The organism is Pseudomonas sp. SK, from assembly GCF_012975065.1.
Lineage (GTDB): Bacteria > Pseudomonadota > Gammaproteobacteria > Pseudomonadales > Pseudomonadaceae > Aquipseudomonas > Aquipseudomonas anuradhapurensis.
The window spans coordinates 2,531,542-2,546,232 of record NZ_CP051857.1 but is presented as its reverse complement, the minus strand read 5'-3'; the positions used below and the strand labels follow the sequence as shown (position 1 = coordinate 2,546,232).

General features: G+C 63.8%; 15 protein-coding genes and 1 pseudogene. 14 read left to right on the top strand and 2 right to left on the bottom strand.

Translation table 11 applies throughout. From position 1 onward, the window contains the following. The first annotated feature begins 6 nt into the window (after nucleotides 1–6). Together HG549_RS11825 and HG549_RS11820 are read left to right on the top strand one after the other, a co-directional pair. Nucleotides 7–909: a LysR substrate-binding domain-containing protein gene (locus HG549_RS11825; RefSeq protein ID WP_170034157.1), complete on the top strand. Its 903-nt coding sequence runs from the start codon at nucleotides 7–9 to the stop codon at nucleotides 907–909. After that, nucleotides 902–1,261 carry an MmcQ/YjbR family DNA-binding protein gene (locus HG549_RS11820; RefSeq protein WP_170029670.1) on the top strand — a complete coding sequence of 120 codons (360 nt, stop codon included), beginning with the start codon at nucleotides 902–904 and terminating at the stop codon, nucleotides 1,259–1,261. The genes HG549_RS11825 and HG549_RS11820 overlap by 8 nt, the downstream gene beginning before the upstream one ends. A gap of 70 nt (nucleotides 1,262–1,331) precedes the next feature. Here HG549_RS11820 and HG549_RS11815 read toward each other — a convergent pair whose 3' ends face one another. Then, nucleotides 1,332–1,745, bottom strand: a complete 414-nt coding sequence (locus tag HG549_RS11815) for a DUF1294 domain-containing protein (RefSeq protein WP_170029669.1) — start codon at nucleotides 1,743–1,745, stop codon at nucleotides 1,332–1,334. Then, the gene (locus tag HG549_RS11810; RefSeq protein ID WP_170029668.1) at nucleotides 1,738–2,568 is read right to left on the bottom strand and encodes an undecaprenyl-diphosphate phosphatase; all 831 of its coding nucleotides are present in this window, start codon (nucleotides 2,566–2,568) and stop codon (nucleotides 1,738–1,740) included. The genes HG549_RS11815 and HG549_RS11810 overlap by 8 nt, the downstream gene beginning before the upstream one ends. 282 nt (nucleotides 2,569–2,850) lie before the next feature. Between HG549_RS11810 and HG549_RS26290 the strand changes: the two are divergent. The 12 genes and pseudogenes from HG549_RS26290 to HG549_RS11755 all read left to right on the top strand — a co-directional run. Beyond that, nucleotides 2,851–3,579: pseudogene (locus HG549_RS26290) on the top strand (cache domain-containing protein); the annotation flags it as partial. A 186-nt stretch (nucleotides 3,580–3,765) separates the two neighbouring features. Next, nucleotides 3,766–4,500 (top strand): methyl-accepting chemotaxis protein, encoded by a 735-nt coding sequence (locus HG549_RS26285; protein WP_372241574.1) that lies wholly within the window; start codon nucleotides 3,766–3,768, stop codon nucleotides 4,498–4,500. A gap of 113 nt (nucleotides 4,501–4,613) precedes the next feature. Continuing rightward, on the top strand, nucleotides 4,614–5,180 hold the full coding sequence (gene pnuC / locus HG549_RS11800) for a nicotinamide riboside transporter PnuC (protein WP_170029666.1): 567 nt from the start codon (nucleotides 4,614–4,616) through the stop codon (nucleotides 5,178–5,180). Next, on the top strand, nucleotides 5,177–5,746 hold the full coding sequence (locus HG549_RS11795; protein WP_170029665.1) for an AAA family ATPase: 570 nt from the start codon (nucleotides 5,177–5,179) through the stop codon (nucleotides 5,744–5,746). The genes pnuC and HG549_RS11795 overlap by 4 nt, the downstream gene beginning before the upstream one ends. A gap of 301 nt (nucleotides 5,747–6,047) precedes the next feature. After that, nucleotides 6,048–6,482, top strand: coding sequence for a hypothetical protein (locus HG549_RS11790; protein ID WP_170029664.1), 435 nt, complete (start codon nucleotides 6,048–6,050; stop codon nucleotides 6,480–6,482). A 1-nt stretch (nucleotide 6,483) separates the two neighbouring features. Further along, the gene (locus tag HG549_RS11785; RefSeq protein ID WP_170029663.1) at nucleotides 6,484–7,062 is read left to right on the top strand and encodes an adhesin; all 579 of its coding nucleotides are present in this window, start codon (nucleotides 6,484–6,486) and stop codon (nucleotides 7,060–7,062) included. A 49-nt stretch (nucleotides 7,063–7,111) separates the two neighbouring features. Next, nucleotides 7,112–8,563, top strand: a complete 1,452-nt coding sequence (locus HG549_RS11780; RefSeq protein ID WP_170029662.1) for a heme utilization protein — start codon at nucleotides 7,112–7,114, stop codon at nucleotides 8,561–8,563. A gap of 62 nt (nucleotides 8,564–8,625) precedes the next feature. Then, nucleotides 8,626–9,306, top strand: coding sequence for a C39 family peptidase (locus HG549_RS11775; protein WP_170029661.1), 681 nt, complete (start codon nucleotides 8,626–8,628; stop codon nucleotides 9,304–9,306). Between the two features lie 43 nt (nucleotides 9,307–9,349). Further along, nucleotides 9,350–10,102, top strand: a complete 753-nt coding sequence (locus HG549_RS11770) for a hypothetical protein (RefSeq protein ID WP_170029660.1) — start codon at nucleotides 9,350–9,352, stop codon at nucleotides 10,100–10,102. Nucleotides 10,103–10,149: 47 nt separating this feature from the next. Beyond that, complete coding sequence (locus HG549_RS11765) at nucleotides 10,150–11,430, top strand: hypothetical protein (protein ID WP_170029659.1); 1,281 nt, start codon at nucleotides 10,150–10,152, stop codon at nucleotides 11,428–11,430. A gap of 135 nt (nucleotides 11,431–11,565) precedes the next feature. Continuing rightward, a complete protein-coding gene (locus HG549_RS11760) occupies nucleotides 11,566–13,767 on the top strand; it encodes an LTA synthase family protein (RefSeq protein ID WP_170029658.1) in 2,202 nt (733 codons plus the stop codon). A 94-nt stretch (nucleotides 13,768–13,861) separates the two neighbouring features. Continuing rightward, the gene (locus HG549_RS11755) at nucleotides 13,862–14,590 is read left to right on the top strand and encodes a thioredoxin family protein (RefSeq protein WP_170029657.1); all 729 of its coding nucleotides are present in this window, start codon (nucleotides 13,862–13,864) and stop codon (nucleotides 14,588–14,590) included. The last annotated feature ends 101 nt before the right edge of the window (nucleotides 14,591–14,691 follow it).

The window sequence follows — 14,691 nt, the reverse complement described above, 5'->3', positions numbered from 1 at the left end:
ATGCCCATGCAAGACCTCAACGACCTTTTCTATTTTGCCCGCGTAGTCGAGGCCGGCGGTTTCGCCGCAGCCGGTCGCCAGCTGGGCATCCCCAAGTCGCGGCTGTCGCGGCGCATTGCCGAGCTGGAAGAACGCCTGGGCACTCGCCTGCTGCAGCGCACCACGCGGCAACTGAAGCTCACCGCCGTCGGCGAACGCTACCTGCACCACTGCCAGGCCATGCTGCTTGAAGCCGAAGCCGCCGACGAAGCGGTGGCCAGCATGAGCAGCGAACCACGTGGGCGCTTGCGGGTGTCCTGCCCGGTGGCGTTGGCCCATGCCTTCCTGCCGGAGGTGATCAGCCGCTTTCTTGAGCAGTACCCGCTGGTGCAGCTGGACATGGTGCTGCTCAACCGCCGGGTCGACCTGATTTCCGAAGGCATCGACGTGGCGCTGCGGGTGCGCGACCTGGGCGATGAAGACCCGGCCCTGGTTACCCGGCGCCTGCGCCAGGCGCAGATGCAACTGGTTGCCGCGCCCGGTTTCGCCGACCACATTCGCGACCCCGGCGAACTGGCGTCGTTACCCGTACTGGGCGCTGCCGAAGCGGACCGGCTGGTACACTTCCGGCTGTTCGGCCCTCACGGCAAACAGCAGGAAATCGCTTTGGAACCACGCCTGGCGATCGATGATTTCGTAGTACGTAATGCTGCTGTACGGGCAGGCCTCGGGTTCACCGCGCTGCCCAGCATGTTCTGCGAGGAAGAACTGGCACGCGGCGAACTGGTGCGCCTGCTGCCGGACTGGTCGTTACCGGGTGGCTACCTGCAGGCGGTGTATCCGCACCGGCGTGGCTTGCTGCCGGCGGTACGGGTATGGATCGACCACCTGGCCGCCTCGTTCGAGGCCTGCGGAGAACAGTATGTCTGAACGGCACATGAGCGAAACCGAGGTGGCGGCGTACTGCCTGAGCCTCCCGGGGGCGCGGGAAGACTACAAATGGGGTGGCATCCGGGTGTTCTCGGTGGCGGGCAACAAGATGTTCGCAGTGCTCGACCTGGCGGGCGCGGGGTTGTCGTTCAAGGTCGCCGACGAGCTGTTTCTCGGCTATTGCGATCGCCCGGGGGTGCGGCCTGCGCCGTATCTGGCGCGGGCGCGGTGGATCAGCATGGCGCCGCCCTACCCGATGGGGCGCGACGAGCTGTGTGATTTGCTACGGCGCTCGCACCAGCTGGTAGTACAGCGCTTGCCCAAACGGCTGCAGGCGGGCTTGGTATTGTGACCCATGTTGCTGGCCTCTTCGCGGCTTCACCTGAGGCGTTTACCCGCGAAGAGGCCGGCACAGCCACCCATCAGCCAACGGCCAGGTAACGCCCGCCAAGAAACAGCCAGTCCGCCCAGAACGCCTGGTGCAGCAGCACGATCGCCCAGCACACCAGCTGATACGAGACCTTGCGGGTCTTGTGGCGGAACAGCTGTTGCGCCAGCAGTGCCCCCGGCCAACCACCCAGCAGCTCACTGGCATGCAACACCTTTTCTGGCGTACGCCAGGCCTGGGTGCGGGCCTGCTGCTTGTCCTGCCAGTACAGCAGCAGGCTGATCAGGCTCATCGCTGGGTACAACGCCAATGGCCACCAGGCCTGGTCGACCCAGGCCATGCGCGCCGCGCCGAGGCCGGGCAGCAGGCACAGCAGGCCCAACAACAGCAGCTTCAGGCGCGCGTTGCGTACGCCTTCCAGGCGTACTCCCCTGGCCGCCTCAGCCATGTGCGGTGGCCCAGTCAACCCAACCGAACTGCCAGGTTGCCAGGATCAGCAGGCCGAAGGCGATGCGATACCAGGCAAATGCCGCGTAGCTGTGGTTGGCAATGAACTTCAGCAGCGCGCGCACGGCGATCATGGCAAAAATGAACGAGGTCACGAAGCCAAGGGCAAACACCGGCAGGTCACCGGGCTGGAACAGATCGCGGTACTTGTAGCCCGAATACACCGCTGCGCCCACCATGGTCGGCATCGCCAGGAAAAACGAGAACTCGGTCGCGGCCTTGCGCGACAGGCCGAACAGCAGCCCACCGATAATGGTCGAGCCGGAGCGCGAAGTGCCCGGGATCATCGCCAGGCACTGGATGAAGCCGATCTTCAAGGCATGGCTCCAGCGCATGTCGTCTACATGGTCGACCTCCACGCGGTGCTCGCGACGCTCGGCCCAGAGCATGATCACCCCACCCACCACCAGTGCTGCTGCCACGGTAATCGGGTTGAACAGGTAGGCATGGATCAGGTCGGCGAACAGCACGCCCAATACCACCGCCGGCAGGAACGCCAGCAACAGGTTGCCGGTGAAACGGCGCGCCGTCGGCTGGCTGGCCAGGCCGAAGACCACGTCGAGGATCTTGCTACGAAACTCCCACACCACCGCCAGGATCGCCGCCAGCTGAATGATGATGTTGAAAGCCATGGCCCGTTCGCCAGCAAACCCGATCAGGTCGGCGACGATGATCTGGTGGCCGGTACTGGATATCGGCAGAAACTCCGTCAGCCCTTCGACCACACCCAAGATGATTGCCTGAAAGGCAGTCCAAAAATCCATCATTCCCCCGCTGAGGCGCTGCTCGTTGCAGGCCCCTTGTTCTTGATTTGCTTGAAATTGCCGCGCGCGGCCCGGCTGTTTTACAGCGTCTGTTGGGCGCAATGCCAGCAGAAAAGTTCGCCCCGCCTAAAGGTTTCATCTTGCGCGGCCGACATCCTAGCAGAGCGCCTTTGCAATCGCCTTGTACGACCGCTGCAGACTATCAGTCGCATAGCACTTAGCCATTAGTCGAGTACGGCCATGGCGTAAAGCATGCTTGGATGCACCTGAATAAAAAGAACAATGCGGGAGCTGTGGATGAAAACCCTGAGATCGATGTCTATCAGCCGCCGCCTGTGGCTGATCCTGCTGGTCGCGGTGGCCATGCTGTTGGTGCTGGGCCTGCTGATGCTGCGCCAGATCCATGGCGACCTGTACCAGGCCAAAGCGGAAAAGACCCGCCACGTGGTGCAGACTGCCGCCGGTGTACTGGCCTATTACCAAGGCCAGGAGGCGGCCGGCACGCTCAGCCGCGAGGCGGCCCAGCAACAGGCATTGCAAGTGGTGCGCGCGCTGCGCTACGACCATGACGACTACTTCTGGATCAACGACCTGGGGCCGAAGATGATCATGCATCCGGCCAACCCCAAGCTCGACGGCCAGGACTTGTCAGGCATCCGCGACCCCGACGGCTTTGCCTTGTTCAACGAGATGGTCGCACTGGCCCGCAAACAGGATGCCGGGCAGGTCAACTACCGCTGGCCCAAGCCCGGTGCCAGCGAACCGGTGGCCAAGACGTCGTATATCCAGCTGTTCAAGCCGTGGGGCTGGATCATTGGCTCGGGCGTCTACGTCGATGACGTGCAGGCCGAGTTCAACCGCCAGTTGCGCGACGCCTCGCTGGTCGGCCTGGCCATTGCCGTGCTGATGGCGCTGGTGGTGATGCTGATTGCCCGCAGCATCGCGCGCCCGCTGCAGGAAGCGGTGCAGGCCATGGGCAACATCGCCAGCGGCGAAAGCGACCTGACCCGGCGCCTGGACACCCACGGCCGCGACGAAATCACCCACCTGGGCGAGCACTTCAACCGCTTCAACGGCAAGCTGCAAGGTGTGGTCGGCCAGTTGCAGGGGGCAGCCCATGCCTTGGCCCAGTCGGCCGGGCATGTGGGTGACAATGCCGGCGCCGCGCAGCAGCACAGCGCCCAGCAATCGCTGCAGATGGACCAGGTGGCGACCGCCGTCAACGAGGTCACCTACGCCGTGCAGGACGTGGCCAAGACCGCCGAGCAGGCCGCCGGGGAGATGCGCACTGCGCAGCAGCAGGTGGCGCACGGCCAGCAGGCCATCCACGGCAGCCTGGCGCAGATCGACCAGCTGTCGCTGACCATTGACCAGGCCGTGCAGGTGATCCGCGACCTGGCCGGGCACAGCACACGCATCGGTGGCGTGCTGGACGTGATCCGCTCCATCGCCGAACAGACCAACCTGTTGGCGTTGAACGCGGCCATCGAGGCGGCACGGGCCGGCGAGCAAGGCCGTGGCTTTGCCGTGGTCGCCGACGAGGTGCGCCTGCTGGCCCAGCGCACGGCGCAGTCGACGGCCGAGATCCACACCATGATCGAGCACCTGCAAAGCCAGTCGGACGCGGCAGTCAAGGCCATCGACACCAGCAGCGAAGCTTCGCGCCAGACGGTCGAACAGGCCCGTGAAGCCGGCGCCAGCCTGGACGCCATCAACCAGGCGCTGAACAACCTCACCGCCCTGAACGCCTCGATTGCCAGCGCCACCTTGCAGCAGTCGCATGTGGTCGAGGAAATCAACCGCAATGTGCTGGATACCGCCGGCTTGTCGCAACAGACCGCCGATGCGGCGCGCCAGTCCAGTGAAGCCGGAGTGGCGCTGGGGCGGTTGAGCGAAGAGCTGGAGCAGTTGTTGCGGCAGTTCCGGGTCTAAGGTCGAGAACGCCGGGGCTGCTTTGCAGCCCCAGCTTCGCCGACGCCCTACACCTTGCCCTGGCGACCCGCTACAATCGCCGCCCTCTCCGATAATCTCTCCAAGGATCGCCGATGTCCGGCCTTGAACTCATCGCCGCCGTCCTCGGCGTCATCGCTGTCTGGCTCACGGTCAAGCAGAACGCCTGGTGCTGGCCGATCGGCCTGGTCATGGTGCTGATCTACGGCTGGTTGTTCTACGAAGTAAAACTGTATTCGGGCATGCTGCTGCAACTGGCCTACGCCATCCTGCAGCTGTACGGCTGGTGGCAATGGAAACGTCCGGGCCATGTTGAAGATGCCCGCCAGGTTTCACGCCTGCAGCGCCCTGCACTGCTCAGCGGCCTGGCCGCCGGGGTGCTGCTGAGCGCCACGCTGGGCGCCGCCATGGCCAACTGGACCGACGCCGCCCTGCCCTGGCTGGACGCCAGCCTGACCGGGTTCAGCCTGGTTGCGCAATTGTGGATGGCGCAAAAACGCCTGCAGTGCTGGCCGCTTTGGATCGTGGTGGACATCATCTACGTCGGCCAGTACCTGCACCAGCAGCTGTACTTCACCGCCGGCTTCTTCGCCGTGCTCACCCTGATCGCCGTGCGCGGCTGGCTGGAATGGCATCGCGACCCGGCGCTGGTACACGCATGACCACGCCACAGGAAATGAAGGTGTTGGTGCTGTGCGGCCCGGAATCCAGCGGCAAAAGCTGGCTCAGCGGGGTGATCCAGGCGCGTTTCGGCGGCTTGGTGGTGGCCGAATACGTGCGCCACTTCATCGACCAGGAATGCCGCGACACCTGCTACGCCGATATTCCCACCATCGCGCGCGGCCAGCTGGCCTGGGAAGACAATGCCCGTGCAAAAGCACCGCCACTGCTGATCCTCGATACCCACCTGTTGAGCAACATGCTGTGGAGCCAGGCGCTGTTCGGTGACTGCCCGCCCTGGCTGGAGCAGGCGTTGCTGGCACGGCATTACCACCTGCACCTGTTGCTTAGCCCGCAAGGGGTGGATTGGGTTGCCGATGGTCAGCGCAGCCAGCCAGAACTGAGCGACCGCCAGCGTTTCTTCGACGACAGCCTGCACTGGTTACAACGGCATAACCAGGCGTACGAAATAATTGCAGGCGATTGGCCACAACGCCAGTTGCTGGCCCTGCAAACAGTCGCTAGGCTGATTGATAGCGATACGCCAGCCAGCTTCACAGAGTGTTAAATCCTCGACACACTTCGTTGGACCGAAACCCCTGAAATAGCGGGGGCTTCGCCCTGTTTCGCGGGCACTGTCAACGTGCTGAAACACCCCGGCAAAAGTCCCCTTGCCGTCGAAGCCGCCACTGGCTTGACCGGTAACGCCCCGCGGCGCCTGTTTCACCGCTGAGACAGAATACGCCGCAGTTTCTCATCCCCCTACCCTAACCAGCTGATCCGTCACGCTTTTTCAAAAGCGGCACACCTTCTGCTGTCCCGTTCGCATCGCTGAACAGGACCAGCGCTCAAAAAAAGGAGCTGCCGTCGTGAGGAAAACTGACCAAGGCCTTCACCATTTGCTGCTGTTCTGCCTGTTCGCTGCATTGAGCCTGACTGCCCAGGCGGACAAAGGCATCATCATCATCACCCGCGACGTGCAGACGCGTAACGCAACGGTCCCGCCGCTGATTCCCGACCCGACTCCCACCACCGTCAATGCCAACCCGTCTGCCCAGGTGCTCAGGCAAACCAATGAGCTGAGTGACGGCGACTTCGCCAGCATCAGCAGTGGCGCTGGGATCAGCAGCATGATCACCCAGCAGACCGACAACCTGGGCGGCAACCTCGGCCAGCAGACGCAACTGCCCAACCTTTCCGGCGGACGCGGCACAGGCTCGGGCAACGGCATCTCCAACATGGTCAATTCCAGCGTGCAGCGTGGCCTCGCCCCGCTGCAGATCCTGACTGGCGGGAGCAAGTGAGATGAAGCCCATGCTGCTGATCCTGGCCACCCTGTGCAGTGCCGCGGCCCTCGCCCAGTCGCCAGTCCCCGTGCTCGACAATGCCGCCATCGACAGTTCCGGCAGCCACTACCAAGGCAACCTCGCGGTCAACCAGGCTGCAGGTGACCAGCAACAGCAGGTGAATGCGCGGGCCATTGCCGTCGGGCCTGCAGCGAACGCCAGCACGCAGATACGGCAACGCCTGGCGACGCCGGCCAATCCTGCGCTGGACGCCCGCGCGCAGATCCACGGCAACGCCTTCAGCAACGGCAGTGGCGCCCTCGGGGTCAACCAGAGCGCCGGTGCCAATACCCAGCAAGCGAACGCACTGAGCATCAGCATCGGTGCCCAGCCGCAAAGCATCGACGACAGCGTCCTCCTGCAGCAGAACGTGGCGCTGCTCCACAACTCCGGTGCAATTGACCCCCCAACAGGCCATCGCCAGGTCACCACCAGTGACCAGGCCTTCACCGGTAGCCGTGGGGTGATCCAGTTGAACCAGAGTGCCGGGGTGGGAAACCGCATGGCCAACACCCTGAGCATCCGGGTCGCGGATTGACCCATTCAGTCAAGAACGACACTTAACCAATAACGTACGGAGAATCACCATGAAACCCTCGATGGCAATCAAGCCTCTGGTTTTCGCAATTGCTGCGGTCATGGCTGTTGCTGTACAAGCTGAGCAGAACGACCGGAGTGGCGGGCACCACAATGGTCACCATAACAACGGGCAGCACAAGCCTCCTCCCACCAGGATCCCTGTGTTTGCCACGGCCAACGCCATTGACAGCCAGCGCAGTACAGGCAACAAAATCACCAACCAAGGCACTGTCAATGCGGCCGAGATGAGCAGTTCGGCCGCCGGTGCCAGCGGCAACGTGGGTGTCAACGTGGCAGCCGGCAACGGCAACCAGCAGGACAACGCCGCAGCCATTGCCAACGCATCGTCCGAGTCCAGCCTGGACAACAGCTTCGTGTTCGGTACCGCCGAAGCCACCGCTGATGTCCGCCAGTTCAGCAACAACAACCGCGTCGACAACTGGTCCACGCAAAGCTCGGCGGTCATGACCGGCTCGGCCGATGGTGCAGAGGGCAACGTTGGCGTCAACATCGCCGGCGGCGACCTCAACCAGCAGAAGAACACCATGGCCATCGCCAACACCGGTGCCCCGCTGGGCAATGCCACAGCCACCGCCTCGGCCGAGCAGAATGGCCCGGGCCTGGTGGTGAACAATAGCGCCGACCGCACCTACCGCGTGGATACGCTGACCATCACCACCAGCAAGAGCGGCTCGAGCTCGCGTGAGGGCACGTTCAACTCGTCTGACGACCGCAGCTCGTCCTCGAGCTTCAGCGTGGCCGGCTCGCAAAGTGCCAGCTCCAGCGGCTCCAATGGCTGGAGCTCCAGCGGGTCGAGCAGCAGCAATGCCAGCGGTTCGCACAGCGCCACGGCCAGCGGTTCCAACAGCTGGAATGCCAGTGGCTCGGTGGCCGGCAACGCCAGTTCGTCCAGCAGCGCGAGCCTGAGTGCCTCCCTGGCTGCCGCCGCCGATGCTACCCGCACCGTGACGACCGATGACGGCCGCCGCGAGCGCACACGCACCGACAGCTTCGATGGCTCGCTCAACGCCTCGCTCAATGTCGACGTCGACCGTTCGCAGGAAAGCGCGTACGACGCATCGTTCGAGAAGGCATTCGACTCGTCGTATGACAAGTCTCGCCAATCGAGCTACGACAAGTCTCGCGACTCCTCGTATGAAAAGGCTCACGAGTCGTCCTATGCCAATGCATCGGAATCGGCGTTTGAAAAGTCTGGCGAGAAATCGTCGCAATCTTCGAACGACGTGGCGAAGAGCTACAGCGAAAGCAGCGCCTACGACTTGAGCAATACCGTGTCCTTCCAAGTGCTGACCCCGACCGGCTGGGCCAACCCTGTGACCAACACTGCGACCCTTAGCGGCTCGGTGAATGGTGGCAGCGGCAACCTGGGCGTGAACGTGGCGGCCGGTGTGGGTAACCAGCAAAGCAACTCGCTGGCGATCTCCAACACCTCGTTCTGATCGCTGTGCTCGAGGCCCCCTGCGGGGGGCCTTTCCACCACAGAAAGGGAAGGCATCCGATCATGCGTATTGTCGCCTTGGCGTGTCTGCTGTGCCTGGCCGGCGTGAATGAGGCTGCACAAATGCCACTGTCCGTGCTGCCCGGCGGCGCGGTGGTGTTCAAACCCATCCAGAGTGTGCGCGAGCGCAAGTTCGCCGACCTGGTGCAACAGAAAACCGACTTCAGCTGCGGCGCCGCCGCACTGGCCACCATCCTGCGCCAGGCCTACTGGCTGGACGTGAACGAGCAACAGATCATCGAAGGCATGCTGGCCCACGCCGACCAGGACCTGGTCCGCACCCAGGGCTTCTCGATGCTGGACATGAAACGCTACGTGGAAAGCCTGGGCATGCGTGCCCGCGGCTACCGGGTGGCGCCCGAGACCCTGCACAGCATTCGCATCCCGGTGGTAGTGCTGATGGAGGTGCGCGGCTACAAGCACTTCGTGGTCATGCAGAAGGTCGACCGCGGCTGGGTGTACATCGGTGACCCGGTGCTGGGCCACAAGCGCTACAAGGTCGAGGATTTTCTCAAAGGCTGGAACGGCATCATCTTCGCCGTGATCGGCCAGGGCTACGACAAGCACAACGTCTTGCTCGACCCGCCCCTGCCACTGACCGCCAAGGGCCGGGTCAACGACTTCGCCCCGGTACAGGACGCAGAGCTGCTGGATTTCGGTTTCATCAAAAGCGACTTCTTCTAACGACTGGTCGAACGACAGGGGCATGACGCTCCGGGGAGCACCCATGAAGCATCCGCTGTGGCTCGCAATGGCATGCCTGGCCGCGAGCCTGCCAACCCAGGCAGAGACCTTCAGACCCATCGAACTGAAGGACCAGGAACTGGCGAGCTTGCGTGGCCGTTACGTGATGCCGGGGCGCATCGTCAGTTTCGGCATCGTCATGTCCAGCACCTGGCAGAATGCCAAAGGCGATGTGATCGGCGCGACCAGCACCCTGCAGATACAGCAGTCGACCATCAAGCCGCAATTCTATGTCTCGCTGATCGACGAGAAAGGCACTGGCACGGCATCAGCCGGCGCATCTGCACCCGGTACCGGTAGCGTGACCGGCGGCGCCGGGCTCGGCACCACTGAAGGCGTGACCCAGGTGGTCCGCGCCGCTGGCGACAACAACAGCGCCTACAACAACGTCGACATCAACGTGACCAAGGCCAGCCAGGCTCCCACCACGCAGCCGCAGGGCCAGGCGCTGGCCGCCGGCCAGACGCTGAAGGGCGCGAACGGCGCAGGCGCGTTGAGCGTGTCTGCCAGCGGTGTCGGTGTACAGCTCAATATCAATGCCAGCAACAACCAGGGCAGCAGCGTGCAGCGCCTGGCCCAAGGTGGCCTGCTGCAGAACGCCACCCTGCTGGGCAGCGGCAACCGCATCAACAACGTCACTTCCCTCAACGTGGTCATGCGCGAAAGCGTGCCGACCGCAGCCTCGCTGAACGGTAGCCTCGACCAGCTCAAAGGTCTTCGCACTTTCGGATACTGATCTACGCTCAGTTTCATCAAAAAGTAGTCGGCAGGGACGGCAATTCCATGCACCGATCGATAACGCTGAACGCTTTTGTGTGTCTGGCCAGCCTGGCCCCGGTCACCTTGCTCCATGCCGCTGCCGACCCCCAGGTCGAGGCTCTCAAGCAGGAACTGATCGAACTGAAACGCCGCTATGAAGCCCAGCAGCAAGCGCTGATGGTCTTGGAGCAACGCGTGCGCCAGGTCGAGGAAACCCCGCCAGCGCCTGCGCCCAGGCGCCTGGTCAAATCCCCCGCCGAAGGGGTCAAGGGCGCGCAAACTGTCGCATCCGGCGCGCCGGGAACCAGCGGCAGCTCCTACGGCCAGGCGCTGACCGCCGATTCCGAGCCGGCGCAGAGCGTATCCAACCTGTATGACGAGGCCAGCGGTTTCTTCGGCGGCGGCAAGTTCAGTTTCGAGACCGGCATCACCTATACCCATTACGATACCCGCGCGCTGGTGCTCAACGGCTTCCTGGCCCTGGATTCGATCTTTCTCGGCAGCATCAATCTGGACCGGATCAAGGCGGACAACTGGACCCTGGACATGACCGCCCGGTACAACCTGGCACAGCGTTGGCAGTTTGATATCAACGTCCCGGTGGTGTACCGCGAGTCTACCTATTCTTCCGGTGGTGCCGGCGGTGCCGGGGCAAGCACCTCGGATGCAACGGTGACCCGCGACCCGGAAATCGGCGATATCAACGTCGGCGTCGCCTACAAGTTCCTCGACGAAGACGAGACCTGGCCCGATGCAGTGGCCACCCTGCGCATCAAGGCCCCCACCGGCAAGGACCCCTACGGCATCAAATTGCGCGAAGTGCCCGGCAACGACAACCTGTCGGTACCGGAAAGCCTGCCGACCGGCAACGGCGTCTGGTCGATCACCCCGGGCATTTCGCTGGTCAAGACCTTCGACCCGGCCGTGCTGTTCGGCAGCCTGTCCTACACCTACAACATGCAGGACTCGTTCAGCGACATCAGCCCGCAGGTCAACAGCAAGGTGCCAGGTGACGTGAAGCTGGGCGACTCCTGGCAGATCGGCGGTGGTATCGCCTTTGCCCTCAACGAGAAGATGAGCATGTCGTTCTCGGTGTCCGACCAGTTCGCCAGCAAGAGCAAGATCAAACCGGATGGCGGCGACTGGCAGTCGATCTCCAACAGCGACTACAACGCGGCCAACTTCAATATCGGCATGACCTTCGCCGCTACCGACAACCTGACCATCGTGCCCAACCTGTCCATTGGTCTGACCGACGATGCGCCGGACTTTTCCTTCAGCCTGAAATTCCCTTACTACTTCTGATACTTGCCAAGGTCCGGGCCCGCGCGCGCGGCCCGGATTTTGGTTACCAACCTTGTAGCGAACCGTGTTCCCCGCCGCAGGCTGTTATCATCCAGCACAGATGCATGACGATTTGATGGCAAAAGGGAATTTTTTGTGAACAACCTGTCAGACCACCTACCTACCCGGTTTGCCGCCCTGGCAAGCCTGGTGCTGGTGATCCCACTGGGTACGCGCGCCATGCTGGGTTGGTCCAACCCGCTCGGTTACCTGTCCGACATGGCCCTCGGCAGCCTGCTGGTCCTGCTGCTGCACCGCCGGCCCTGGTGGCTGGCCTTGCCCGTGCTACTGGCATGGGCTGCGCTGTGGCTGGCCTCGGCCGAACTGGTGAGTGCGGTGGGCAGGCTGCCCACCACAGCCGACCTGGCCTACCTGGCCGACCCGCAATTCATCGAGAATTCAACCGGCGGCGGTCTCGCCCATGCCTGGCTGCCCTGGGCGCTGGGTGCCGGCCTGCTGGTCTGGCTGGCCAGCGCCTGGCGCCAGCGCAGCCAACGCAGCCAGCCGCTGCCCCGCAAGGCCTGGGCCATCCCGCTGTTGCTGTTCGCTGGCCATTGGGGTAGCCAGCAACTGGCACCTGCCGATGCCGAGCAATGGCGGCTCTACAACCTCCCCCACCAGCTGATGTCGGCCGCCGCCGGCGACCTCGGGCGCCACGTCGAAGGCTGGACGGGGCAGACGCAAACCTTCACGCCGCTGGCCAGCAGTGGCCTGACCCAATCCGACCTGCATGGTCAGCGCCTGCTGGCCGGGCCCGGCAGCGCCCGCAACCTGCTGGTCATTACCGTGGAAGGTATCCCCGGCGCCTACCTGCGGCCCAACCGCCAGGCGCTGCACAGCCGCTTCGACGAAGAGCTGATGCCCAGGCTCAGCCAATGGGCCGAACGCGGCATGAACACCCCGGACTACGTGCTGCACACCCACCAGACCATCCGTGGCCTTTATTCCATGCTCTGCGGTGACTACGACAAGCTGGCCAACGGCACGCCCAAGGGGGTCGAGCTGCTGACCCAGAACGAACGCAACCAGGCCTGCCTGCCGGCGCAGCTGCGCCAGGCCGGTTTCACCACTCACTACCTGCAGGGGGCCGGCCTGCGCTTCATGGCCAAGGACCGCATCATGCCGCACATCGGCTTTGATGCCGTGCATGGCCAGGAGTGGTTCCGCAACAAGAACTACCTGGACTTCCCCTGGGGCAAGGACGACCGGGCCTTCTTCGAAGGTGCCCTGGGCTATGTCGGCCAGTTGCAGAAGCAGGACAAGCCGTGGATGCTCACCCTGCTCACCGTCGGCACCCACCAGCCGTACTCGGCCCCCGCCGAATACCTCGAGCGCTACGACACGCCGAAACAGGCAGCAGTCGCCTACCTCGACGACGCGCTCGGCGCCTTCCTCGACAACCTTGAGCGTCAGGGCGTACTCAAGGACACCCTGGTGGTGGTCACCTCCGACGAGTCCCACGGCATCGATGGCGTGCGCCTGGCCTCATCGTGGGGCTTCAACCTCACCCTGGCGCCGGAGCAGGCGCAACTGCCACGCATCAAGCACGGCACCTACGGCCATGTCGACCTGGCCACCTCGCTGCTCGACTACTTTGCCCTGCCCATTCCCATGGCGCTCGGCGGCCGCTCGCTGTACCGCGACTACGACACCGGCCGCGAAATGATTTCCTATACCAACGGCATGCTGCGCTATCACGACGGCCATGGCGTGTTCACCGAGTGCGACTTCCAGCAGCGTTGCCGGCGTTATGCCAGCGAAGGTTTCATCGCCGACCAGGCACGTTACCTGGGCCCGGGCGACAACCTGCTCGGGGAACAGATCGGCGCGCTGGCCGCAGTGCTCGACCAGTCCCTGCAGCATACCCCGCTGAACCTGCGTTACCAGTTCGGTGGCCCAGCGCCGATCCGCCTGCACAAGCGCATTCACGACGACTGGGCGGACAACCTGATTGGCGCGCAGTACCTGGAAATGCCCGAGGGCTCGCACACGCGCGTGCGGGTCAAGGTACGCTCGCTGGACCCGAAACATGCAGCCTATATCCAGCTCAAGGCCAAGCAGTTGGAGCAGGACGTACCGCTGGGCTTGCCTGACGAGATGAAAGTCACCGCCGATGAACCCCTGGAGATCGAGTTCAGCTTTGACAACCCGACTGCGCGCAAGGCGTTTTCCTTCCATCTGTTGGGCTATGGCGGTGGCCAGGTGGAGGTAAGCGACTTCAGCGTGATCACGGCACTGCCCGGCGAGGATGACGCCGTGGATGAAATGGCCGATGGGCCTATCGCCCACTCGGGCTGAGCCCGATACCGCTCATCGCCCGGCCAGCGCTGCCTGTCGATTCGACCCGCCGGTGCTCGACCAGGGTGTGAACCCCAAGCATGGAGACAGCACCATGAGCACCCACGAAAACAGGCATCCCGTGGTTTCCCGCAGCCAGTGGCTGGCGGCACGCCGGCAACTGTGGCTGCACGAGAAGGCCGTTACCCACCACCGTGACGCGCTGGCGGCGGCCCGCCGCGCCTTACCCTGGGTCAGGGTCGAGCAGGACTATCGCTTTCACGGCGCCGATGGCGAACTGAGCCTGGCCGAACTGTTCGCCGGTCGCAGCCAACTGCTGGTTTACCACTTCATGTTCGCCGAGGGCTGGGCCGAAGGCTGCCACGGCTGTTCATTCCTGGCCGACCACTTTGACGGCGCCAACCTGCACCTGGCGCACCACGACGTGTCGCTGGTGGCGGTGTCGCGAGCGCCCTACGCGCAATTCCAGGCATTTCGCCAGCGCATGGGCTGGCGCTTCCCCTGGTATTCATCGCACGGCAGCAGCTTCAACGAGGACTTCGGCGTGAGTGTTGGCGACCAAGGCCAGCGCCAGTACAACTACGAGCCGTATGCCGGTGATGAAACCGAGTTGCCCGGGCTGAGCGCGTTCTACCGCGAGCCCGATGGCAGCGTGTACCACACCTATTCCACCTATGCCCGCGGGCTGGATATCCTGGTCAATACCTACAATTTCCTCGACATCGCGCCACTGGGGCGCAACGAAGCGGGGACCATGGACTGGGTGCGGCACCATGACCGCTATGAAGGGCAAGCAGACACAGGCCATTGCTGCCATAAATGACCCAAGCCGAGCGCAGGGCTTGTAGGGGCGGCCTTGCGTCGCGATGGGCTGCGCAGCAGCCCCGGCAATCTGTGCTGCGGGCTGAAATTCCGGGGCTGCTG

Coding starts and splice junctions, on each gene's coding strand:
- HG549_RS11815 (WP_170029669.1), bottom strand. CDS start 1,745: ATGGCTGAGGCGGCCAGGGGAGTACGCCTGGAAGGCGTACGCAACGCG.
- HG549_RS11775 (WP_170029661.1), top strand. CDS start 8,626: ATGCGTATTGTCGCCTTGGCGTGTCTGCTGTGCCTGGCCGGCGTGAAT.
- HG549_RS11795 (WP_170029665.1), top strand. CDS start 5,177: ATGACCACGCCACAGGAAATGAAGGTGTTGGTGCTGTGCGGCCCGGAA.
- HG549_RS11755 (WP_170029657.1), top strand. CDS start 13,862: ATGAGCACCCACGAAAACAGGCATCCCGTGGTTTCCCGCAGCCAGTGG.
- HG549_RS11810 (WP_170029668.1), bottom strand. CDS start 2,568: ATGGATTTTTGGACTGCCTTTCAGGCAATCATCTTGGGTGTGGTCGAA.
- pnuC (WP_170029666.1), top strand. CDS start 4,614: ATGTCCGGCCTTGAACTCATCGCCGCCGTCCTCGGCGTCATCGCTGTC.
- HG549_RS11780 (WP_170029662.1), top strand. CDS start 7,112: ATGAAACCCTCGATGGCAATCAAGCCTCTGGTTTTCGCAATTGCTGCG.
- HG549_RS11825 (WP_170034157.1), top strand. CDS start 7: ATGCAAGACCTCAACGACCTTTTCTATTTTGCCCGCGTAGTCGAGGCC.
- HG549_RS26285 (WP_372241574.1), top strand. CDS start 3,766: ATGGACCAGGTGGCGACCGCCGTCAACGAGGTCACCTACGCCGTGCAG.
- HG549_RS11785 (WP_170029663.1), top strand. CDS start 6,484: ATGAAGCCCATGCTGCTGATCCTGGCCACCCTGTGCAGTGCCGCGGCC.
- HG549_RS11765 (WP_170029659.1), top strand. CDS start 10,150: ATGCACCGATCGATAACGCTGAACGCTTTTGTGTGTCTGGCCAGCCTG.
- HG549_RS11770 (WP_170029660.1), top strand. CDS start 9,350: ATGAAGCATCCGCTGTGGCTCGCAATGGCATGCCTGGCCGCGAGCCTG.
- HG549_RS11820 (WP_170029670.1), top strand. CDS start 902: ATGTCTGAACGGCACATGAGCGAAACCGAGGTGGCGGCGTACTGCCTG.